We start from the raw sequence: 21,852 nt of genomic DNA on the forward strand, positions 1-21,852 counted from the left end.
TTCGGAGCGGAATGCGTATCTCAGTCCCAGGCTTCGTTAGGCTGCCGCAGTCGCCCGAGCTGGTCCCATGGAAGTACCCGCCATAGCGCGGGCACGAGCGTCAGGTCCAGCATTCAGGCCGATTTAAGCGAGAGATGCGTCCCGGGCCAGGCGGGGAATGTCGAAGCGGGCGATCCCGAGATCGGCAAGGTCGCGGTCCGAAAGCTGGGCCAATTCACGGACCGTGGTCCGGTACAGTTTGTAAGCGCGGATCTTCGAAAGAATATAAGTGACGAACATGGAAAGCCCCAACCACAAGCCGGTCGCTCGACCGGCTTCTCTGCTCTTGTGCAATGCAACATATAGAGACTGGGAACGCCGGTGAGGAGGCAATCCAGGGGATTGCTGTTATGCTCCGGCGGCATGACACGCGGGGCCCACGACCCGACAGACCCGCGCCGGGCGCATCGTTGTCATGGAACCGACACCTTGAATTCACGCCAATTTAAGGTTTTCCCGTTACGGCCAAGCTACATTCCATCATAGGGCGGCAACCCACCTCTCCCGACCTGGAGCGGTCGCGCCGCAATGCACAATGACTCTCAAGAACGTCTCCATCCTGCACAAGATTATCGCAGTCGTCTCGCTGATGGGTCTGGTCGCAGCGGCCATTGCTGTCGTGGGCTGGCGGGAAACCACCGATTTGGGCCGCACCATGACCGTCGTCGGACTGCGTGAGGAAGCCGCCCGCGAAGCGATGGATCTGCGGGTCGATATCATCGCGATCAGCCGCATGACCTATCAGGTGGCCCAGGAACCCAAGAAGGCTGCCGCCTTCAAAGCCGAAGCCAACCGCCGAACCGCCGAAATGCTTGGCCGGTTCCAGAAGCTCGAAGCCGTCGCCGACGGCCAGGAGCGCAAGCTCCTCGATGACATGCGCGCTGCACTGAACGCATATTTTGCCGTCATTCGCGCGATGATCGATGTGGCGGGCTCCGATAAGGGCGGCGACCCCGCCGTCATGATGGCAGAGGTCGAGAAAGGGCTAGCGGCCCAGCGCGCCGTGACCGACTCGGTCAAGGCCTACAGCACCTATACGGCCAAGAAGATGGCCGATATGCGCACGGACGCCGCAGCCTCCGCCGAATGGGCGGCCCGGTTCCAGATCGGTGTCGCGGTCGTGGGTATTCTTCTGGGCATGCTGGTCAGCCTCCTGGTGACGAAGCGCGGCATCGCATCCCCCGTGCGCCGCCTCACTCAGATCATGAGGCGCTTGGCGGAGGGAGATCTTTCGGTCGAGGTCACATCGACCGGAGGCCGGGACGAAATCGGCCGGATGACCGACACCGTGCGCGTCTTCAAGGACAGCATGGTGCGCAATAAAGCTTTCGAGCTCGAAGCCGCCCAGGCGCGTGAGCAGTCGGAAACGCAGCGCAAGCAGATGATGCAACAGCTCGCGAGCACCTTCGACGCCTCAGTCGGAGACATTGTCGATGCCGTATCGACAGCCGCGGTCGAAATGCAGATGACGGCCGAGAAGCTGACGAATTCCGCACGGCAGACCGCAGCCCGGTCGACCGCCGTCGCGTCCGCCGCCGAGCAGACGTCCGTGAACGTCCTCACCATGTCGAGCGCGACCGAAGAGTTGGGCGCCTCCGTGAATGAGATCAGCCGCCAGGTCGAGCAATCGGCTCAGATGTCCCAGGAGGCGGTCGTCGAGGCCGGCGCCACGCAGGAGATCGTCTCCGCCCTCAGCGCCGCGGCCAACAAGATCGGCGCGATCGTCGAGATGATTTCGGCCATTGCAGAACAGACCAACCTTCTGGCTCTCAATGCCACCATCGAGGCCGCCCGTGCCGGAGAGGCCGGACGCGGCTTCGCCGTCGTCGCGACCGAAGTGAAGGGCTTGGCGGAACAGACCGGAAAGGCGACGGCAGAGATCTCGAGCCAGATTGCCGCGATCCAAACCTCCACGACCCAGGCGGTTCAGGCGATCGGCTCCATCACGCAGCGCATCGCAGCCATGAACGAGGTCGCGGCCAGCATCGCATCCTCCATCGACCAGCAAGGTGCCGCGACCCGCGAGATCGTCAGCTCGGTCAATCAGGCGTCCGCCGGAACCAACGAGGTGACGACCAATATCAACGGCGTCGCCCAGGTTGCCGAAGAGACCGAGGTCGCGGCCGCCCAGGTTCTGACGGCAGCCTCCGCTTTCTCCGGACAGGCGCAGCGCTTGCGCGATCAGGTCAATCTGTTCCTCACCAATATCAGAGCAGCCTGAGCGGCCGTTCTTGATATTCAGCGGGCCCGGCAGCCACTCTGCCGGGCTTTTGACGTTTCTGTCTCGTCAGTTCTGAAAATGGTCGATGAGGATGGCAAGCAGCCATGTGCCGCTCAGCCAGACTCCCCCGCTCAGGACCAGCATGGCTCCCGATGCGATACCTGCGTTTCGATCCATCCAAAGTGCGCTCATAATTCGACTGGGCCGATCCGCGGCGCTTGCGGCAATTCCGGTCGAGCCGTCCGTTCCGGCACTTGAGCCCATGAACACGAGCGCCCCGAGCGCTCCCAAACCGAGTCCGACATAGTTGGCGAGATCGAGCAGATCCGAGACGGAGTGTCGTTCCAATCCCCAGGCCGCCGCTGCCGTTAGGATGACGGCCAGGGCGTTGAGGAAAACCATACCTCTGACGATGCCTTTCATCCCGCCATGCCTTCGGCGAACGGGACGGTTTTCACTCCGGACACCCTGTTCATGGATAACCATCATCGACCCTAAGGCAACCCCGATGCGTCTTCCGTGGTCCGATCCATCTGCCGGCGAAAAGACCTCTCGCGTTGACCGTCCGCTTTCGATAGGCCTGACGCTGAAGGCTCGCCCAGCCGGCAGGCGATGGCGGCCTTTCTGTCCCATTGTCAGCAAGAAGGCTTGTTGAGCGTGTTCAAAGACGGCTTCGATCCCCAACCACAGCTCGCCGGATCAACTCTGGCGATCCGGGCCCTGAATCAAGCCGATTTCGAGGGACTTTTCTCCGCCGCAAGCCATCCTGAAATCTGGGCCGGACATCCGGCGAAGGATCGCTATCAAAAGGAGAAATTCGAGCCGTACTTCGCCTCTCTGCTCGACAGCCAAGGCGCGGTCGTCGTGACGGACCGGCAATCGGACGCCATCATCGGGTGCTCACGCTACTATGTAGCGCCGGATCAGCCCGACGGCATTTCCATCGGCTTCACCTTTCTCCATCATGCTTATTGGGGTGGAGGCGCGAATTACGAGCTCAAGAGGTTGATGCTCGAACACGCCTTCAAGACATACCCGGAAGTCTGGTTTCACATCGCCCCGTCCAACGTCCGTTCCCAGAAAGCCACCGCCAAGCTCGGCGCGGAACACGCCTATGACGCGACCTTGAACCTAGCCGGCTCTCCGGCGCCGTGGCTGTGCTTTCGCCTGACCAAGGAAGCCTGGGAAAGAATCCGCCAGATGAGAAGCGATCAAGCCGGGCCGCGCTGACGGCGTCGCCTAGAACGGGCTGTTATTTTACCGGCGGCCTTCGAAACGGCATCCGAGGCTTAAAGGCTTAACGCGGTCTTGAGCGAATTATTCAACCATTCGGTTGACTTTCCAAAAACAGATCGTCATATTCAACCACATGGTTGAATTACAAATCTCTCAGCTCGACACGGTTTTTCACGCTCTCGGCGACGCCACCCGCCGCCGGATGCTTCGCGACCTGTCCAAAGGCGAGCGAACGGTGAGCCAGCTTGCCGAGCCGTTCGCGATCTCCCTTGCGGCTGCCTCGAAGCATATCAAGGTGCTGGAGCATGCCGGTCTGATCCGTCGCGAGATCCGCGGCCGTACCCATTTGTGTCGCCTTGAACCTGGGCCGCTCGCGAGCGCCCATCAATGGCTGACCTTCTATGAGCGCTTCTGGACTGGCCGTCTGGATGTCCTCGAACGGCTCCTCCGTGAAGAGGATGCCCGCAACACCCCCGCCCCCGAAGGAGACGACCCATGACCGACCTTGCGACCCCAGACACCTATGGTGTGCTGGCCGAGCCTGCCACGTTGACCCTCCAGCGCCTCTTGCCCGGTCCCATCGAGCGCGTCTGGGCCTATCTCACGGAAAGCGACCTGCGCCGTCAGTGGCTGGCATCGGGAGAGATGGACATGAAGGTCGGCGCTCCCTTCGAACTCGTCTGGCGCAACGACGAGCTCTCCAATCCGCCCGGACAACGGCCGGCCGGCTTCTCCGAAGAGCATCGCATGGAGAGCCTGATCACCGAACTTGATCCCCCTCGGAAGCTCGCTTTCACCTGGGGAAGCACCGGCGGCGTCTCCTTCGAGCTGAAGCCGCAAGGCCGTGACGTCTTGTTGACCGTGACTCACCGCCGTCTGCCCGACCGTTCGACCATGCTCAATGTAGGCGCCGGCTGGCACATGCATCTCGACATCTTGGTTGCCCGCGCGAGCGGCAGGGAGCCGGAACCCTTCTGGGAGGGCTGGAGCCGCCTGAAGAAGGAATACGACCAGCGGCTTCCCGCCTGACGGAGGCGCGATAGAGCTCTACCCGGCCTAGCCGGGTGGAGCAGCTCTCGATGCAGACGGAAAGGTCGGGTCGCACAGTGCGGCTGTTGCTCCCTCGCGCTTTTTGCGTTTTCAGGCTAAACAATGGGCATGACCGTTCATGCCACCTCCCCCCAATTCAAGCAGAATGCTGCGCGCGCCCTCGCCGACACGCAGCTGCAAAAGGCGCTCGGCAACGTCAAGCAGGGCTTTATCGACAAGCGCCAGCGGGCGGCCGACAAGCTGCCGGAATTCGAGGCGCTGCGGGATGCGGCGCGGGACATCAAGAACCATACGCTCCAGCATCTCGACCTTTATCTCGAAGCCTACGAGGAGAAGGTCAAGGCATCCGGCGGACATGTGCACTTCGCCCGCAATGCGGAGGAGGCCCGTTCCATCATCCTGTCGATCTGCCGGGAAGCCGACGCCAAAACGGTCACCAAGGGCAAATCGATGATCTCCGAAGAGATCGGGATCAATGCCCATCTCGAGGCGAACGGGATCACCCCCGTGGAAACCGATCTCGGCGAGTACATCATTCAGCTGCGCCACGAGATGCCGAGCCATATCATCGCTCCGGCCGTGCACCTCAACGCCATCCAGGTGGAGCAGGATTTCCGTCGGGTCCACACGAACCTCGATCCGAAGCGCGACCTCTCCGAGCCGGTGCAGCTCCTGACGGAGGCCCGCGCCGTGCTGCGCGAGCGCTTCCTTGCGGCAGACGTGGGGATCACAGGGGCAAATTTCCTCGTTGCCGAAACCGGAACGTCGGTGATCGTCACGAACGAGGGCAACGGCGACCTGACCCAGATCCTGCCGAAGACCCATATCGTCCTTGCATCGATCGAAAAGCTGGTGCCGACCCTCGAGGACGTCAGCCAGATCCTGCGCGTGCTTGCCCGCTCGGCCACCGGACAGGAGATGTCCGTCTACACGACATTCTCCACCGGCCCCCGCCGTTCCGCTGACGCGGACGGGCCGCAGAACTATCACGTCGTTCTGATCGACAATGGCCGCTCCGCCATGCTCGGCACCGACTTCGAGGAAATGCTGCGATGCATCCGGTGCGGCGCCTGCATGAACCATTGCCCGGTCTACCACGCGGTCGGAGGGCACGCCTACGGCTGGGTCTATCCCGGTCCCATGGGGGCCGTCCTCACACCCAGCTTGATCGGCGTGGACAAGGCAGGGCATCTTCCCAACGCGTCGACCTTCTGCGGACGATGCGAAAGCGTCTGCCCGGTACGCATTCCGCTGCCGAAACTCATGCGCCATTGGCGCGAGCGTGAGTTCGAGCGGCATCTCATGCCCGCCACATTCCGCTCCGGTCTTTCCTTCTGGGGCTTCTTTGCCAAGCGTCCTGCCCTTTACCGCTTGGCGACACGCGTCGCGATGGCCTCCCTTGGCCTAGCGGGCCGGCGGAGAGGTCGCTTCACATGGCTTCCGCTCGCGCGCGGCTGGACGAAATATCGGGACTTCCCGACACCGCAGGGAGATACCTTCCAGGCCCGGTGGCGCCGTGAGCGCAAGGGGAGGACCGTATGAGCGCGCGCGACGAGATCCTTGCCAACATCCGCCGCTCACTCCGCGTGGGCGGGAACGAGACCATCCGCCGGCAGATTGCGACCGAGCGATTGGAGCGTGCCCCGAAGGGGCTTGTCCCCTCCCGCGGTCAGCTACCGGCTGAAGAGCGCCTCGCTTTGTTCAAGCTGCAGGCCGAGGCCGCTCTCGCGACGGTCACGGAAGTCGATTCTTCTGCCGATGTCCCGCAATCCATCGCCACTTTTCTACGTGACCATAACCTTCCGGCGACGCTGCGCATGGGGAGCGACCTGCGCCTGACGGCCATGCCCTGGAACGACACTTCTCTTGAGATTGCCCATGGTCCGAGCCAGGGAAGCGACCTGAATGCGGTCAGCCACGCTTTCGGCGGCGTTGCCGAGACCGGAACGCTGGTGCTGGTGTCAGGCCCTGAAAATCCGTCGACGCTGAACTTCCTGCCGGACAATCACATCATCATCGTTTCGGCAAAGGACGTGGCCGGCGACTACGAGACCGTGTGGAATAAAGTGCGCTTTGCTTTCGGCAAGAGCGGGATGCCTCGGACCGTGAACTGGATCACCGGTCCCTCGCGCTCCGGAGATATCGAGCAGACCATGCTGCTCGGAGCCCACGGCCCACGCCGCCTGCATATCGTTGTGGTCAGGGATTAGTCGGCGAGGCACCCACCATGCCCTCGAACTTCATCGCCAGGACGATCCGTTGGTCCGCTTGGGAAGGGTGCGAGGCGGGGCTGGAGCATGCGGAAGTCAGCCCCATCGAAGGAGGACTCGAGTTCTCCGGAGTCATCATCGGCCATGCGGAGACCTTGCGCTTCGGCTTGACCTACAAGGTCAAGGTCGATGGCTACTGGCGCACGCGGGAAGCCCATCTTCAAATGGCTTCCGGAAGAGCGCTTCACCTCGAGAGCAACGGCCAGGGATTGTGGCGGGCCAACGGCACCGAGCGACCGGAACTTCAAGGTTGCCTAGATGTGGACATTCAGGCCTCGCCGATCACCAACACGCTCCCGATCCGCCGGCTCTCCCCGAAAGCCCAGGAAACCATCGATGTCCGGCTGTGCTACATCTCCATCCCCAGCCTGGATGTCTCGCCTCGGGACCAGCGGTATACGGCAACTCGAGCGGGGCAGCTGTACCGCTTCGAGAGCGTGGATAGCGGATTCACGGCCGATCTGCCCGTCGATAGCGATGGCTTTGTTCTCGATTATCCGGGCCTTTTCAAACGCCTTGCTCCCTAACGCGCGGGACCGTGACAACCGGGCGCAGCCGGAAGGCTTTGCGCGAACGGCACCTTTCAGGTTAAGCAGTTGATAAATATCTACTTTTTAACCGTTCTAAACTGAACATCATGATCGTTTGCTCCTGTAACGTTTTATCCGACGGCGACGTCAAATCATGCCTGACGCCGGGACCGGGCTGTCCGCAGACGCCCGCTCAGGTTTACCGCTGCCTCGGCTGCAGTCCCAATTGCGGACGCTGCGTCCGTACGATCCGCGCCATCATGGATAAGGCTCTCGCGGATGCCGGCGCGGAACCCGTTCCGGCCTGCCAGCGGGGATGCTGCCCGGCCCTTCCCCAGCAAGCTGCGGCTGAACCTGCCATTTGATGTACGAAGATCCTTTTCCTCGTTCGGAATTCCTCTAAATAAGGAGCCGAGGCGTGTCAGCGCCTGTTCGAAAGAGGACCAGGATGAAGGGCGATCAAAGAGTTATCGAGTATCTCAATCGCGGTTTGCGCAGCGAGCTGACGGCCGTCAATCAGTATTGGCTGCATTACCGGCTTCTCGACGATTGGGGCTACAAGGAACTCGCCAAGGCGTGGCGCGAGGAATCCATTGAAGAGATGCATCACGCCGACCGGTTCATCGAGCGCATCATCTTCCTCGACGGGTTCGCCAATCTTCAGGTCCTGGATCCGCTGAGGATCGGCCAGAATGTCCAAGAGATCCTTGAATGCGATCTTGCTGCCGAATATGACGCCCGCAACCTTTATGGTGAAGCCGCAGCCTATTGCGAAAGCGTGGGTGATCGTGTTTCCAAGAACCTGTTCGAGGATCTGATGAAGGACGAGGAAGGTCATATCGATTTCCTCGAAACTCAGATCAACCTCGTCGAACAGCTCGGCCTGCAGCTCTATGCCCAGAAACATGTGGGCGATGTGAAGAGCGAAGATCACTAGCCCGGGATATTGTGGCGAATAGGCTTCTCAACACGCGCATAAGCTGCTCTTGTGCGCGTATTCCATTTGTGGGCTGTGAAGCGGACCGGACGATATCCATGCCTTCCTTGACGTTCACCTTCCGTCTTGCGAACCGTCTGGTATCGCGGGCGATCGTTTTACTCTTGCTCTTCGTCGCGCCATCAAGTCCGCTCATGGCGGCGGAAAGCACTCCTCAACAATTCCTGACTTCGATCTACAAGAACTATAAGGGCTCCGACGCTTCGGGGGTTCGCTGGCGCGGAAGCAAGGCAGGCCAGTACTTCGACGCAGCCCTGACGAAGCTGATCCTCCAGGACCTGAAGGAATCGAAGGGCGAGGTTGGCCGCATCGAGTTCGATCCTTTTGTCGACGCGCAGGATTTCGACCTGGATAAACTCGATATCAAAATCGTGTCGCAGGATGCGAACGCCGCAAGCGCCCTTGTGTCGTTCAACAATCTCGGGGAACCTCACGAGATCGCCTATGATCTCGTGAAAACTCCTAAGGGCTGGCGCATTGCCAATATGACCTGGAAGCGATCGGGCACCGGTGGGGACGACCTCCGGTCCGTGCTGTCGCGCCCCCTCTAGTTCTCTCAAGGAGCGGCATGCCGGATGCTGACCATCAGCTGGGGATCAGCTCCATATCCGGCACGTCTTTGACCGGCAGCGTCACGACGCGCAATTCCGGATCGTCGGGATCGTTGCGGATTGCGAAACCGAGCTGGCGGCACATGTCGAGCATCGTCACATTTTCTCGAAGTACCTGACCTTCGACGACACGCAATCCCTCGACCTTCGCCCACTCGATCATCATCCGCATCAGCTCCCAGCCGAGCCCGAGGCCTTTCAGATCGGAGCGAAGCAGGATCGCATATTCCCCGGTCTCATGATTAGCGTCCGCATGGAGCCTGACGGCCCCCATCATGTCGCCGGTTTCCTTGTCGAAAGCCACGAACGCAATAGCGCGGGCATAATCGATCTGCGTCAGACGGGCGAGAAACGTGTGGCTGAAATCGCGCACGGGCGCAAAGAAGCGAAGACGCAGATCCTCGGGCGTCACCTGCCCGAAAAACCGGCGAAACTCCTCCTCATCCTCCGGCCTTACCGGACGAACGAAGGCTTCGCGCCCGTTCCGGAGCGGCATCGAGCGTTCCCACTCCTTCGGGTAGGGTCGCACGGCAAAACGCGGATGCCCCCTTCCCTTTCGGGTTTCCGGCGCCACCGCCACACGGGCGTCGACGGCGATAACGCCATCCTGATCCGCCAGAAGCGGATTGATGTCGATCTCCCGCACATCCGGCAGATCGGCGGCGAGCTGCGCCAGCTTTACCAGCACGAGTGCAATAGCCCGCTCATCCGCTGCCGGCACGTCGCGATATCCTTTCAGGATTCGTGAAACACGGGTCCGTCCGATGAGATCATGGGCCAGCTTGAGATCGAGCGGCGGCAGCGCCAATGCCTTGTCGTTGATCACCTCAACCGCCGTTCCGCCGCGACCGAAGAGCACGATCGGCCCGAAGGAAGGATCGTCCGCAAGGCCGACGATCAGCTCTCTCGCCTTGGCGCGGCGAACCATCGGCTGCACCGTGACTCCCTTCACGATCGCCTCGGGCCGCAGCTTCGCGGCCCGGTCGAAAATATCGGCCGCTGCCTTCCTGACCGCCTCCTCCGTGGGAAGGTCGAGCTTCACACCGCCGATATCGGACTTGTGCACGATATCCGGAGAGAGAATCTTCACGGCGACCGTTCCGCCTTCGGAGAGAATCGGGCGGGCGGCGGAAACCGCCTCTTCCGGCGTCGTGGCCAGGGTCACCGGTGCCGTTGGAATGTCATAAGCCCGCAGCAGAGCGTTGACTTCCAAGGGGTCGAGCCAATGGCGCTTGTCCGCCAACACACCTTCGACGATAGCCTGGGCCGCAGCCACATCCGGCGCGAAGTCGTGCGGAAGGCTGTCGGGCGTTTCCATGAGCTCATTCTGGGCTTCACGATAGCGAACGATCTGCATGAAGCCCCGAACGGCATCCGCCTCCGTTGCGAAATGAGGAATGCGGACATCCTCGAAGATGCGAGCGGATTCCGGATCCTCTCCGATCCAGGCGGCAAAAACGGGCTTCTGGACATATCCGGACGCGCGAGCCTGCTTGATGGTTTCGGTCACGGCCGCCGCTGCGGTGGGGGCATTCGTGACCGCGGTCGGGACGTTGAGGATGAGGATCGCGTCATTGTCCGGATCCGACAGGAGTGCGTCGAGAGCACCCGCATAACGGGCCGGGTCGGCATCTCCGATGATATCGACCGGGTTTGATCTCGACCATGTCGGCGGCAGAACCTCATCGAGCTTTCGCTTTGTCTCGTCCGACAGGACGGCCAGCGTTCCACCGAGATCGATGAGCCGATCGACGGCCAGCACGCCGACGCCCCCGCCATTGGTCAGGATCGCGAGGCGCTTGCCGGGAAACGGCTTTTGACGGCCAAGCGTTTCAGCCGCGGCGAAAAGCTGATCGAGATCGAGAACGCGCAGGAGACCGGCCCGGCGAAAGGCCGCTTCATAGACGGCATCGGAGCCGGCCAGAGCACCCGTGTGGGTAGCGGCCGCCTGCGCTCCCTGCGCATGCCGGCCGGCCTTGATCGCAACAACCGGCTTGGTGCGCGCCGCGGCACGCGCTGCCGACATGAATTTCTGCGCGTTGTCGATGGATTCGATATAGAGAAGGATCGCCCGGGTGCCTGCGTCTCCCGAGAAGAAGTCCAGGCAATCGCTGAAATCGACATCGATTTTATCGCCGAGCGACACAATTGCCGAGAACCCCACGTTGCGTTGCGCCGCCCATTCCACGAGGCCGGCCGCCACCGCTCCGGATTGGGACACCAAGGCGAGGTCGCCGGGAACCGCACCTCTTGCGGCAAAGCTCGCATTGAGCTTCGCCCTCGGAGCAATGATGCCGATACAGTTGGGGCCGACCAGGCGCAGTCCATAACGCCGCGCGGCAAGACGGGTCTGCTCCGACAGTGAGCCAACGCCGTATCCGAGGCCCGAGGTCGCTATGACAGCCGCCGCGACGCCGCAGCGGCCGGCTTCCTCGATCACATCGACCACCCTCGCTGGAGGAACGGCGACCACAATGAGGTCAGGCACCTCGGGAAGCGCCGTAATGGACGGGTAGCATTTCCGGCCTTCAATCTCACGGTGATGCGGATTGATCGGAAAGATCTGGCCGGCAAACCCACCTTCGACAAGGTTGTGCAGAAACGTCAGGCCCAGCGAGCCCGCACGCGGACTTGCTCCGATCACGGCAACCGAGCGGGGCGCAAAGAGCTTATCGAGCCGATAGGTAGACATGAGGATCCTTCGTCTCGTGGGAGAGATACCGACGCACCTAGAACATCTTTCGGGTTTGTCTGCCCCCTGATGCCCGAGAACGCTTCCTAATCCGACGTTTTATAGGAGACTCTCGGAGAAATCGATGAAGAGCAACTCTTCATCATAAAAGGTGTCGTCGATCCGAAGCGCCTTGCGCTCGATGCCATACGGTTTGAAACCGAGCTTGTGATAGGTCCGCCGCGCTCTCTCGTTCGAAAGTCCCACGGCGGCTTCGAGCACGATGACATGGTCCATGGCGTGCCTGATGACCTGTTGAACCAAGGCTTCGCCGAGGCCGCATCGACGCGCCTCGGGACGGACGTAAACGCCCCACAAAATGCCTTTGTGCCTCGACTTCAGCCGATCCTGAACCACAAAACCGGCAACTCCCATTAGTTCCGGTCCATCGAAGCCGCCATAAATCCTGTTCGGTCCCGTCGCGGGAATACGCGCCCGAAAGTCATCGAGCGAAAGCGCGGCCTCCTCCTCGTAACTGGCTCCGAACGCCTCCGGTGTGTCGAGGAGCGATTGCAACCGGATCGCCCGATAGGCTTCGGCCTCCGACGGTGTCAGAGCCCTGAGTGCATAGGCGCCGATGGTGCCAAGCGTCACCGACATCCCCTGCATGGCAAGTGAAACTTGTTCAGCAACTGACGGTCACTCGGCCAGCACGCGCGTCGGAGGGAAGATGACCTCGACGAGGGTGCCCTCTTTAGGACTGCTCGAGATTTGAAGCGCACCACGGTTCGCCTCGACAAGGGCTTTCGTGAGTGGAAGCCCGAGTCCGGTGCCGCCCCTCCTGCGCGATGTGGCGAGCTGGCGGAACGGTTCGAGAGCGGCTTGAACTTCCTTATCCGTCATGCCGATCCCCGTGTCGCGAACACGGAAAGCGATCTCTCCGCGGTCGGTAAGGGCCGTCGACACGATGACTTGTCCCCCTGCATCCGTGAACTTGATGGCATTGGACACCAGATTGAGCACGATCTGCCGCATGGAGCGCTCGTCCGCGACAACGGGAGGAAGTTTCGCCGGAAAGCTCGTCCGCATGACGATGCGCTCACGGGCCGCCTGAGGCTGCAGGAGCGTGACGCACGCGGCAACGAGCTCGTTGAGGCTGACGCTGGTGAACGCCAGCTCCATGCGCCCAGCCTCAACCTTCGCGAGATCGAGCAAATCGTTGACCAGACTGATCACATGGGCGCCGGAGGCGTGGATGTCCTTGAGATATTCCTTGTAACGCTCGTTTTCGATCGCGCCGAACCGCTCTTCCAGCATCACTTCGGCGAACCCGAGAATAGCATTGAGGGGCGTGCGGATCTCGTGGCTGATCTTCGCCAGAAGATCCGACTTCTGGGCGCTGGCTTCCTCGGCGGCGCGTTTTGCACCGATCAGCTCGCCCTCTGCTTTCTTGAAAGCCGTCATGTCTCTCAGGACCGCACAGAACTTCCGCCCCGGCCCGTCGTGGACTCGCCCGATGGTCATGAAAAGCGGAATGGTGCCGCCCTGGCGCACGCGGCCCTGGACCTCGCGTCCATCATTGAGAAGGCTTTGCACGCCCGAGAAACGAAGGCCTTCGAGATAATCAAGCGCAACGATATGGCTCTCCGGAGCGAGAAGAACCGTGATGGCGCTCCCGACCACGTCGCGCCCATCATAACCGAAAAGCGCCTCCGCCGAACGGTTGAGCGAGATGATGCGGCCGGTCTCGTCGAGAACGATCACACCGTCGGTCGCGGTGTCTAGGATCGATTCCAGTTCGTGGACGCGAGCTTCGCGCCGGCGCAGGTCGGTCTCGACAAGGAGCAAGCGCGGCTCTGCCTCCGGAAGAGGCCGTATCGTCATGAGTGCTGCCGGCTCGCCGCCCCACTCGGTGGATGCGAGGCGCACATCCACGGGGACGCTCTTGCCCGCCCGAGCGGTGATCTCCAGCAATGTATCCTCAGTCGCCCCGTGCAAGACCGGGGAGTCCCGGAACAGGCGGACGAGGCCTCCATCCGCCACCACCTCGGACAGGCTTTCAAAGCCTGTAAGATCGAGAAGATAGCGGTTGAGGAAAAGCAGTTCCTCGCCCCGGTGCACGAGGACGCCGATCGGCAGACGGTCGAGCACCCTGTCGCCTTCGGGCGTCAGGGGATCAGGTCCGGATGGCCGTGGCTCCTCCTGATGCGGCACGGCATCGTTCCCGGCTTCATTGGATGCCTCATCCGAGGACGAGGCGTCGAATTCAAAGCGGGCCCCCAAAGCACGGGCGATTTCGCGAAATGCGTTGCGTTCGGCATTGGACAAGCCGGAAGCGGCATTGGAACGTCGGCCCGCGACATCCTTGTCTTCGGAGGGCGTGGTGTCTTGAACCGGCCGATTTTCATCGGCGAGGAAGGTTCCCGCAACAACCTGCAGGCCATCCTGTGGATCCATTGGGTCGGGTGGGAGCCTCCCGTCCCCCGACGCCGCGGCAGGCTCCATGCCGGACCCTGCGCGATCCTCCCCGGCCCCATCCGGCCGGGTTGTGGCAACCGCATGTTCTTCCGGCTGTTCCACATCGGAACCCATGCGGACCAAGCCGAACCCTCTGAAGCCGACGAGCTCGCGCCGCGTGCCGAAAACCGGCATTCCGGCCCAGTCGATCGAAGCACAACGATCGTGATCCGTCCGCCAGACGACGGACTGCCCACTCCAGGTTTCGCGTTTGGCGAAAAACTCGGCGATCTGGTCACCGGAGCTGTCCAGGAAGCGCTGCGCGACCTCTGCCCATGTCGAGCCGACGATCTGAGAGTTCCGGGGACCGACAGCCTCTGCGAGCCCTGATGACACCTCAACGAAACGAGTGTCCGCATCGGTCCGCCAGATGAAGCGGATAAGGTCCCGCTCCTTCTTCGCCGGGCGGGGATGCTCGGCGAGAGACGACGTTCCGACGGTTGGCTCAGGTGAAGGCGGGGTGAGAACCCGCGCGTGGCGAGGACGGGCGGGAAGGCGCGGGACAGTACCGATCATGAGCGTGACCAGGACGGATTGCCCCTCATCGACCTCCACGATACGGCACGCACAGGTTACAGGAGGCGATAAACCACTCGGGTCGAACCAGAGGCGCTCCAGCCGCATGCCTTCTCGGGGAGCAAGACCCTGGGCCAGGATCTTCAGACGAGGCCGCGCCTTTAAATCAGGGAAGACGTGACCATTCTCATCAGCAAAGACGGATGACAGCTTGGTCGCGGCTGGGGAGGCCCACAGGAGACGGGAGAGCTCGAGATCCCACACCAGTACCCCGGCCTCCGGCTTTGCGAGCGACGAGAAGCCGGCCTCGGCGGCCAGCTGAGCCAGCATCCTTTCATACCGATCTGGAGTCTCCGTCATCAACGGCCCCACCCCTTGCACTCACTCGCAAGCCACTTTTTTCCAGCTTAAGCGATTATCGGCTAATGGTCTTTCAGCCTAAACTCCTAAATATCTTTACTTCGTGCTAACCTTAACGAACAGGCTTAGGATTGATTTTGCACCGCACAATGTGATATTGCAGTGCACAATAGCCGCAACAGGAGCGATCAATGGCGACAAACCAGCCGACGGGTTACGAGATTCCGGAAGAAATGCGTGATTTCGCTGAGAAGAGCGTCGAGCAGGCCCGGAAGGCCATGGACGGCTTTCTCGGCGCCGCCCAGAAGACGGTCGATACCTTCGAGGGATCTGCGAACAACGCTCAGGCGAGCGTTAAGGACGTGACGCGCAAGACCTTCTCCTATGCGGAACAGAATATCGCAGCCGCCTTCGATCTCGCCCAAAAGATGGTGCGTGCCAAGAACGTCCAGGAAGCGATGCAGTACCAGGCTGAGTTCGTTCGTTCTCAGGTCGAGTCCATGCAGGCGCAGATGAAGGACTTCGGAACGGCGGCCCAAGCCGCCATGAAGCAGCCCTCTTCCAAGAAATAACACCCACTGCCAAATAAGGACGTGGCCATGGCCGAAGCAAAGAAAGCAGGCGCTCCACGCGCCCGAAAGCAGGCGTCGGCGCGGAAAGCCGGACCGGAGCTTGCCCTCGAATCCGTGCAGAGCGCAGCCGTTTCCGATGTTCCCCCTGCCCTGCCGCCGGTGGCTGACCAGCCTGTCATGCCGGAACCGATGCAGTTCTCTCATGTGGGGCAGGACCGGGTGGACACGATGCGGCAGGCCTTGAGCCAAGCCGCGTTCGCAACCGCCCACGGGGCGCTCGAGATCAACGACAAGATCATCAACGCCGTCCAAGCCCAGGGCGAGGCCGCTCTCGAATTGTGGCGCTCGACCATGGATGCACCGCACCTGACCGACGCCCTGCGCCTGCACAGCAACGGGACGCGGCAGGCCTACGAGGCTGCATCGGCCCAGTGGCGGGATATTGCAGAGACCACGGCCCGATGGTTCCATAAGAGCATCGAACCGCTCCAAGCCGCCATCATGGTGGACAAGAGGGCCTGACCCTGATGCGGGGTGCCCGTCGCCGGCGGCATCCCGCAAATCCACTCCCCTCAGGCTCTCGGATGCGATAAGGCTTGGCCATGACCGGCCAAGCTCGCCCTGCTCCCAGCCCTGCGGTTATCGCGGTCGTCATCCATGATGACCGTGCGCTCCTGGTGCGCCGCGCCAATCCTCCCGATGCGGGCCTCTGGGGCTTCCCCGGAGGCAAGATCGACTATGGGGAAACCGTTGCGGCGGCAGCCCTACGGGAGCTCCAGGAAGAGACCGGCGTCCAGGCCGAGGCCCGCGAGATCATTACCGCCCTCGACATCTTCGACCATGATGACAGCGGACGCCTGCTCTATCATTACATCCTCCTTGCCGTCCGCTGTGAGTATGTTTCCGGCGTTCCCGAAGCTGGCGACGACGCTCTCGAGGCGCGCTGGATCCCGATTACGGAGCTCGATCCTCGCCGTCTCCCCATGAGCGCGGATGTCGATGTGATTGCCCGTCGCGCCCATCAGATGAAGGCTTGAAGATCGTGCAATCCTCCTGCCCGACCGTCCGTGAGCAGCCCTAAAACCCTCATTTCACAAAGAAAAAGCCCTGCTTCATCAGCAGGGCCAAGGTCTCATTGTCTCTCGCTTCTGGCTCACGGCCATCGGGTCGCAGCAATCTGTTCATAACGCTCCCTCTATCGTCAAGCTTGGCAGCAGGCTCATGGTTGATGAAAAGTAAACGTTCATCAATTGGAAAGCATAGCAGCACGCCGCAATTGAAAGACTATTGCGCTCTTCTTTCACAAGACGATATTTGGCCCCTGACGGGCACTTCAAGCCTTGAGCTTTTGGTCCTTAAGCACGGAAAAAAGTTATGCGTACCTCTCTTCTTGGATTCTTGACTGGAACCGCCGTCTTGGCTCTCGTGGCTTCGCAGGCACAGGCCGCCGATCTTCCCTCGCGCTATTCGCCGGCTCCGGCCTATGGCGCCATGCCCGCCTTCACGTGGACAGGCTTCTATGCGGGCGTCAACATCGGCTACGGCTGGAGCACCGGAACCAGCCGCTACTATGATCCCGCTTTCGGCTATGCCGGCGGCGGCAAGAGCGGCGGCTTCGTCGGCGGCGCTCAGGCCGGCTACAATTATCAGTTCGGTATGTTCGTCCTCGGTGCTGAAGCCGATCTGCAATACGCGGCGGTCGGCAACAAGGGCGCATCCTACGGCCGGATCTATTATCCGGGGAATTCCGATGGCTTCTTCGGCACCATTCGCGCCCGCGCCGGTGTCGCCTTCGACCGCGCCCTCATCTACGGAACCGGCGGCTTTGCCTATGGCGATATCGGCGGCAACAACGCCTACGACCCGCTCCTCGGATACCGCCGGGAGGACAGCACCAATGGCGGCTGGACCGTGGGCGCTGGCGTGGAATACGCCGTGACGGACAACATCACGGCCAAGGTCGAGGGTCTTTATGTGAACCTCGATACCCGTAGCAACTATGTCGGCAGCGCGTACGAGGCCGTTCGCCGCGATACCGAATTCGGTGTTGTTCGCGCCGGCGTGAACTACAAGTTCAACTGACAGCTCTCTCCTTGGAGGTGGAAGGGCCCGGTGTCATCACCGGGCCTTTTCATTTTGTGCGCGGACCAGACAGGAAGACAATCATCCGGTAATCAAATCCTACTATCTTCTGCGGCGTACGCTCTCTTGCACGACAGATCTCGGGCGAGCGTCGTGTTCTGATCGTTGCCCGAATCGTACCGGCAACAGGCGTCCTGAAGGAGGTTTTCGTGACGAAACTGGCTGTTGTCGCTGGATTGGCAATGCTGGCCGCCGGTTGCGCGTACCAGCCGCAGGGAGAGGTGGTCATGGCCTGCAGCGATTATATCGGCCGTCCCATTTCCGATCGCATCGCTGCTTATGGGGCGCCGAAAACCGTCGTCAGACTCAGCCCCGCGGAAGTGGGCTACACATTCTTGACCAAGACGACGACCTATTCCGGCGGCGAAGTCTATTATACGACCAACTACATGGTCGGATCGAACGCCCATCGCACGCCCGTCTACGCCACGACGACGACCTGCCAAGGAACCTTCGTAACCCGTGCGCCATACGACGCTCTTCCGGTCGAGCAGCGTATCATCGTCGACGTCAGGTAACGAAAAGGCGCCTCGCGTGCCGGATCAACCGTAGTCGCGCCTCTCCGGCTGCGGTATCGGCGCCACGGGCCGACTTTAGCATCGAGAACAGCGCATCCGATTACTCTGCGGCCAGGACGACGGCATTTCTGCCTGCGGCCTTGGCCTGATAAAGCGCATCGTCGGCGTCATGGACCAGCTGGTGCGCCGTTGCGCCGATCGCCGTTGCGCAGCCGACGCTCACCGTTCCATGGACCTGTTGCCCGAGAACGATCCTCGCCTCGGCGGCGAACGCCCGCCTGATATCGTCCGCAAGCGGCTCGACCCTGTTCCGCGGCAAGGAAACAATGGCCGCGAACTCCTCGCCGCCCATTCTGGCGAAAGACCCGACAGGGAGATGTTCTGCCAGTACCTTGCCGAAGATCGTGAGAATGTGGTCCCCGATCTCGTGCCCGAACCGGTCATTGATCTTCTTGAAATTGTCGAGATCGAACAGAAAGCACGTGGCCGGCCTGTCCCCAAGGCGGCGCAGGAGGCCGGCGGCGTGACGAAAGAAGGCTCTGCGGTTGGGAACTCCGGTGAGCGGGTCTACGAGGGCAGCCTGCTTGTGCTCATACTCCACCTGCTCCTTGGCCATCGACAAAAACACGAAGGCCAGCGCCGGAATGAACAGGAGGAGGAAGAGACCAAGATTGGAGGACCATCGGAGGGCCAACACATCCACCCATCCGATCCCCGTGGACAGGAAGCCCAGGAGGCTTCGGAACACATAGAAGGCGGCAAGCAAAGCCAGAAGAACGATCGCGAGCTTCTGGGAAACGAGACGGTGGCGGGCGTGGCGCCACAATTCCCAGACCGACAACGCGGCATAGACGCCTGCGATCATCGAAGCCACGAAAAGTCTTGCCGGGAAGGAGTGCTGAATTACCGGAAAGAGAAGGACCCAGACGGCTGCGCCCGGCAAGGCGACAAGAACCGTACGAGAGCGCCCGTTGAAGACCCGGCATCCGGCATAGAGAATGCCGCCGACAAGGGCCATCACGGCATTCGAGACCAGAAGAACGCGTGGCCCGGGAGAGGTTAAGCCCAGGCTGACCAACCCCATTCCAAACGGCACCAGGCAGAAGGCCGCGCCCCACCATGCGAGGGCCTGAACGTTGCGATTCAAAACCCAGGAGAAAATCAGGAGCAATCCGAGAACGCCGCAAAGCAGCAGGAACGCCAAACCGAGTGTCGCGGAATCAAGGCTCATGAGCCGCCCCTGCGCTCGGACCCCGAAGCGGCTTAACCCTCGCCTGAACCCGTTCCATTCCCGCTCCGAAAGGCGCCGTTCGTCCATCGAACGTGACCATGCTGTAGATCGTTCCCGCATTCACGAGAACTGATGGGCGCATGGCTTATCGACTGATCCGATGGGCTGATGACCTTGCGTCATTTGCATGGAAATAAGGCTTTCGGCAACTGTGCTTTACCGTAACATGATGGGATTATGATCTCTCGGCACTGGGGCGGATACCTTTGCAGGGTGACTTTGCGATCCTGCAAGAAACAGGGCAACCTCGCGGGAAGGGACGAAAGGCTGCCTTATCGAACCGGAATCAAGCTTAGTCGTTATGATGGTGACCATGAGACTCCGAGGGCCATCCTACCATCATGGTTTTTCCGACATTCCATAATGTTGCAGGGCATGACCAAACAAACCAAAGCCGCCGCCATCGCCATTCCGCCAACCGAGGCTGCCATTGTGACGGCCAGCAACATGACGGAACTGGAACTGGTTCTACCGGATATCGCCGATGAGGATCTTCCGGAGATCCCAACCTTCCTCGTAGCGTGCGCCATGCGCTTCCACAGCGATCCGCAATTCGTTCAGGATCAGCTCGAGTGGCTGGCCCGCATGCGCGTTGCGGATGTGGACGAGGGGCTCAAGCCCGACGAACTCAACTCTTCCAACGACGACTGACTCTCAAGGCATTTTCGATCGCTTCAGGTCGAGCAACCGCCGTGCGGCCGTGCCGGCCGGAGTGTCGGAGTACAGCTGGTCGTTCAGTTTCTCCACCTGGCTTTTCTGAAGCTGCAGGAGAGCCTTCAAACCTTTGATCCGGGCATGAAGCACATGGGCTTCATGAAGCCGGCTGAGAGACCCCGCAGACCTGCGGCTCCCTTTAACCTCAGTGAGATCGGTCATGATGTTCGGATTCAAGCGTCGGGAAGGAAGCCCGGAAGGGCCGGCGTGAATCTGCCGAAGATTGAGGTAATTTGGCGACCGAACTGTCCCAAAATTGCGCGATGGGAGGCGGCCTTTGCAGCCCGGAACGGGGAGGAATGGTACAGCCGCCCCGGCTCGAACGGGGGACCCCCAGATCCACAATCTGGTGCTCTAACCAACTGAGCTACGGCTGCACACGGGGCAGGGTGTAATCGCCTCTGCGGCGGATTTCAAGACCAGATTGGCGCGACATTGGGACAATGGGGAAATCCCGTCGGCCAAATGGGCCCGACGCCCACCAGAAGAGACGCTCAAGACCTCTCTCCGAAAGTCCTGAAGATCGCGGGCACCAACAAAAAAAGGCGCCCGCCGGATGTCCGGCGGGCGCCTTCTCGCTGCGTCGTCAATTACTGTGTCTTGTTTCCGGCCGCCTTCAGGACCGGCGTCCAGCGGGCAACCTCGGTGTCGACGAGCTTCTGGAGTGCTTCGGGTGAGCGATCGCCGCCGCTCGGGATGACGCCGCCCAGATCAAGGAGCCGCTTCCTGGTGTTCTGGTCATCGAGTGCCTTCACGAGAGCGTCGTTGAGCTTCTTGACGATCTCGGGCGATGTCCCCTTCGGGGCGAAAATTGCATTCCAGGCACTCACCTCAAAGCCATCGAGCCCGGCCTCCTTGGTGGTCGGAACGTTCGGCAGAACCGGGGAGCGCTCAGGGGTCGCGATCGCATAGGCCTTGATCGTACCGCCCTGGATCTGCGGCGCCACGTTGACGATCTGGTCCGTCATGAAGTCGACGGTGTTGCCCATGAGATCGTTCAAGGCCGGGCCCGTGCCGCTGTAGCTGACCATCGTGGGCTTGGCCTTGATGACGGAACTGAAGAAAATTCCGGTCATGTGGGACACCGAGCCGACACCCGCATGGGCCATGTTGACCTTGTCCCCATTGGTCTTCACGTATTCGACGAAGCCCTTGAGATCGTTCGCCGGGAAGTCCTTCCGGGCAACGATGAGAATGGGAGTCCCGGCCGCAAGGCCGACCGGCGCGAAGTCCTTCGTCGGATCGTACTTGAGATTGGGATAAAGGGCCGGAGCCGCCCCATGGGTTCCCATGTGGCCCATCATGATGGTGTAGCCGTCCGGCTGGGCCTGGGACGCGCGGGTGATGCCCGTCGTGCCGCCGGCACCGGCGACGTTCTCGACGACGATCTGCTGACCGAGGGTGTGAGACATGTGCTCACCGACAATGCGGGCGATCACATCCGTGGGGCCGCCCGCGGCGAACGGCACAACCATCGTGATCGGCCGCTGGGGATAATTCCCCTGCGCTTGGGCGCCCGTCACGGCAAGTCCGAGGCCCGCGGCGAGAGCCAGTACAGCTTTTTTCATCGTTTTCTCCCTGGAAAGTTATCGTCTTA

At 61.3% G+C, this 21,852-nt stretch carries 24 protein-coding genes and 1 tRNA gene; 16 read left to right on the forward strand and 9 right to left on the reverse strand.

Annotation, left to right across the window (positions count from 1 at the left end; all coding sequences use genetic code 11):
* Window positions 1-123 precede the first annotated feature (123 nt).
* A complete protein-coding gene (locus tag LJD17_RS07960; protein WP_227383608.1) occupies window positions 124-279 on the reverse strand; it encodes a DUF1127 domain-containing protein in 156 nt (51 codons plus the stop codon).
* 295 nt (window positions 280-574) lie between these two features.
* On the opposite strand from LJD17_RS07960, the gene LJD17_RS07965 reads away from it, so the two are divergent.
* A complete protein-coding gene (locus LJD17_RS07965; RefSeq protein ID WP_227383609.1) occupies window positions 575-2,260 on the forward strand; it encodes a methyl-accepting chemotaxis protein in 1,686 nt (561 codons plus the stop codon).
* 66 nt (window positions 2,261-2,326) lie between these two features.
* Here LJD17_RS07965 and LJD17_RS07970 read toward each other — a convergent pair whose 3' ends face one another.
* Window positions 2,327-2,683, reverse strand: coding sequence for a hypothetical protein (locus LJD17_RS07970; protein WP_227383610.1), 357 nt, complete (start codon window positions 2,681-2,683; stop codon window positions 2,327-2,329).
* A gap of 234 nt (window positions 2,684-2,917) precedes the next feature.
* Between LJD17_RS07970 and LJD17_RS07975 the strand changes: the two genes are divergently transcribed.
* From LJD17_RS07975 to LJD17_RS08015, 9 genes are all read left to right on the forward strand, one after another.
* Window positions 2,918-3,490, forward strand: coding sequence for a GNAT family N-acetyltransferase (locus LJD17_RS07975; protein ID WP_227383681.1), 573 nt, complete (start codon window positions 2,918-2,920; stop codon window positions 3,488-3,490).
* 139 nt (window positions 3,491-3,629) lie between these two features.
* Window positions 3,630-3,995, forward strand: a complete 366-nt coding sequence (locus LJD17_RS07980; RefSeq protein ID WP_227383611.1) for an ArsR/SmtB family transcription factor — start codon at window positions 3,630-3,632, stop codon at window positions 3,993-3,995.
* The gene (locus tag LJD17_RS07985; RefSeq protein WP_227383612.1) at window positions 3,992-4,525 is read left to right on the forward strand and encodes an SRPBCC family protein; all 534 of its coding nucleotides are present in this window, start codon (window positions 3,992-3,994) and stop codon (window positions 4,523-4,525) included. The genes LJD17_RS07980 and LJD17_RS07985 overlap by 4 nt, the downstream gene beginning before the upstream one ends.
* Window positions 4,526-4,654: 129 nt before the next feature.
* Entirely contained in the window at window positions 4,655-6,088 is a 1,434-nt protein-coding gene (locus LJD17_RS07990) for a LutB/LldF family L-lactate oxidation iron-sulfur protein (protein WP_227383613.1), read from the forward strand.
* A complete protein-coding gene (locus LJD17_RS07995) occupies window positions 6,085-6,756 on the forward strand; it encodes a LutC/YkgG family protein (RefSeq protein WP_227383614.1) in 672 nt (223 codons plus the stop codon). The genes LJD17_RS07990 and LJD17_RS07995 overlap by 4 nt, the downstream gene beginning before the upstream one ends.
* 17 nt (window positions 6,757-6,773) lie before the next feature.
* A complete protein-coding gene (locus LJD17_RS08000) occupies window positions 6,774-7,343 on the forward strand; it encodes a putative glycolipid-binding domain-containing protein (RefSeq protein ID WP_227383615.1) in 570 nt (189 codons plus the stop codon).
* Between the two features lie 110 nt (window positions 7,344-7,453).
* Entirely contained in the window at window positions 7,454-7,711 is a 258-nt protein-coding gene (locus LJD17_RS08005) for a (2Fe-2S)-binding protein (protein WP_227383616.1), read from the forward strand.
* A gap of 83 nt (window positions 7,712-7,794) precedes the next feature.
* Window positions 7,795-8,283: a bacterioferritin gene (gene bfr, locus LJD17_RS08010; RefSeq protein ID WP_227383617.1), complete on the forward strand. Its 489-nt coding sequence runs from the start codon at window positions 7,795-7,797 to the stop codon at window positions 8,281-8,283.
* Window positions 8,284-8,381: 98 nt separating this feature from the next.
* Window positions 8,382-8,894 (forward strand): DUF3828 domain-containing protein, encoded by a 513-nt coding sequence (locus tag LJD17_RS08015; RefSeq protein ID WP_227383618.1) that lies wholly within the window; start codon window positions 8,382-8,384, stop codon window positions 8,892-8,894.
* A 34-nt stretch (window positions 8,895-8,928) separates the two neighbouring features.
* Here LJD17_RS08015 and LJD17_RS08020 read toward each other — a convergent pair whose 3' ends face one another.
* The 3 genes from LJD17_RS08020 to LJD17_RS08030 form a co-directional block, all read right to left on the reverse strand.
* Window positions 8,929-11,646 carry a bifunctional acetate--CoA ligase family protein/GNAT family N-acetyltransferase gene (locus LJD17_RS08020; protein WP_227383619.1) on the reverse strand — a complete coding sequence of 906 codons (2,718 nt, stop codon included), beginning with the start codon at window positions 11,644-11,646 and terminating at the stop codon, window positions 8,929-8,931.
* A 99-nt stretch (window positions 11,647-11,745) separates the two neighbouring features.
* On the reverse strand, window positions 11,746-12,279 hold the full coding sequence (locus tag LJD17_RS08025; protein WP_227383620.1) for a GNAT family N-acetyltransferase: 534 nt from the start codon (window positions 12,277-12,279) through the stop codon (window positions 11,746-11,748).
* A 45-nt stretch (window positions 12,280-12,324) separates the two neighbouring features.
* Window positions 12,325-15,018, reverse strand: coding sequence for a PAS domain-containing sensor histidine kinase (locus LJD17_RS08030; RefSeq protein ID WP_227383621.1), 2,694 nt, complete (start codon window positions 15,016-15,018; stop codon window positions 12,325-12,327).
* Between the two features lie 191 nt (window positions 15,019-15,209).
* Here LJD17_RS08030 and LJD17_RS08035 point away from each other — a divergent pair, with 191 nt between their 5' ends.
* The 5 genes from LJD17_RS08035 (at window position 15,210) to LJD17_RS08055 (ending at window position 18,250) form a co-directional block, all read left to right on the forward strand.
* Window positions 15,210-15,590, forward strand: coding sequence for a phasin (locus LJD17_RS08035; protein WP_227383622.1), 381 nt, complete (start codon window positions 15,210-15,212; stop codon window positions 15,588-15,590).
* Window positions 15,591-15,617: 27 nt separating this feature from the next.
* The gene (locus tag LJD17_RS08040) at window positions 15,618-16,112 is read left to right on the forward strand and encodes a phasin family protein (RefSeq protein ID WP_227383623.1); all 495 of its coding nucleotides are present in this window, start codon (window positions 15,618-15,620) and stop codon (window positions 16,110-16,112) included.
* 80 nt (window positions 16,113-16,192) lie between these two features.
* Window positions 16,193-16,627: an NUDIX hydrolase gene (locus LJD17_RS08045; protein WP_227383624.1), complete on the forward strand. Its 435-nt coding sequence runs from the start codon at window positions 16,193-16,195 to the stop codon at window positions 16,625-16,627.
* 337 nt (window positions 16,628-16,964) lie between these two features.
* Window positions 16,965-17,672, forward strand: coding sequence for an outer membrane protein (locus tag LJD17_RS08050; RefSeq protein WP_227383625.1), 708 nt, complete (start codon window positions 16,965-16,967; stop codon window positions 17,670-17,672).
* Window positions 17,673-17,881: 209 nt separating this feature from the next.
* Complete coding sequence (locus LJD17_RS08055; protein WP_227383626.1) at window positions 17,882-18,250, forward strand: hypothetical protein; 369 nt, start codon at window positions 17,882-17,884, stop codon at window positions 18,248-18,250.
* Between the two features lie 100 nt (window positions 18,251-18,350).
* Here LJD17_RS08055 and LJD17_RS08060 read toward each other — a convergent pair whose 3' ends face one another.
* Entirely contained in the window at window positions 18,351-19,481 is a 1,131-nt protein-coding gene (locus LJD17_RS08060) for a GGDEF domain-containing protein (protein ID WP_227383627.1), read from the reverse strand.
* 435 nt (window positions 19,482-19,916) lie between these two features.
* On the opposite strand from LJD17_RS08060, the gene LJD17_RS08065 reads away from it, so the two are divergent.
* On the forward strand, window positions 19,917-20,192 hold the full coding sequence (locus LJD17_RS08065) for a hypothetical protein (protein WP_227383628.1): 276 nt from the start codon (window positions 19,917-19,919) through the stop codon (window positions 20,190-20,192).
* A 3-nt stretch (window positions 20,193-20,195) separates the two neighbouring features.
* On the opposite strand, the gene LJD17_RS08070 is transcribed toward LJD17_RS08065, so the two are convergent.
* The 3 genes from LJD17_RS08070 to LJD17_RS08080 form a co-directional block, all read right to left on the reverse strand.
* Window positions 20,196-20,417, reverse strand: a complete 222-nt coding sequence (locus LJD17_RS08070) for a hypothetical protein (RefSeq protein WP_227383629.1) — start codon at window positions 20,415-20,417, stop codon at window positions 20,196-20,198.
* A gap of 138 nt (window positions 20,418-20,555) precedes the next feature.
* Window positions 20,556-20,632: transfer RNA gene (locus LJD17_RS08075), tRNA-His, on the reverse strand.
* A gap of 213 nt (window positions 20,633-20,845) precedes the next feature.
* Complete coding sequence (locus LJD17_RS08080; protein ID WP_227383630.1) at window positions 20,846-21,823, reverse strand: tripartite tricarboxylate transporter substrate binding protein BugD; 978 nt, start codon at window positions 21,821-21,823, stop codon at window positions 20,846-20,848.
* Window positions 21,824-21,852: the final 29 nt, after the last annotated feature.

The sequence above is a fragment of the Microvirga rosea genome, assembly GCF_020595095.1.
Classification (GTDB): domain Bacteria; phylum Pseudomonadota; class Alphaproteobacteria; order Rhizobiales; family Beijerinckiaceae; genus Microvirga; species Microvirga rosea.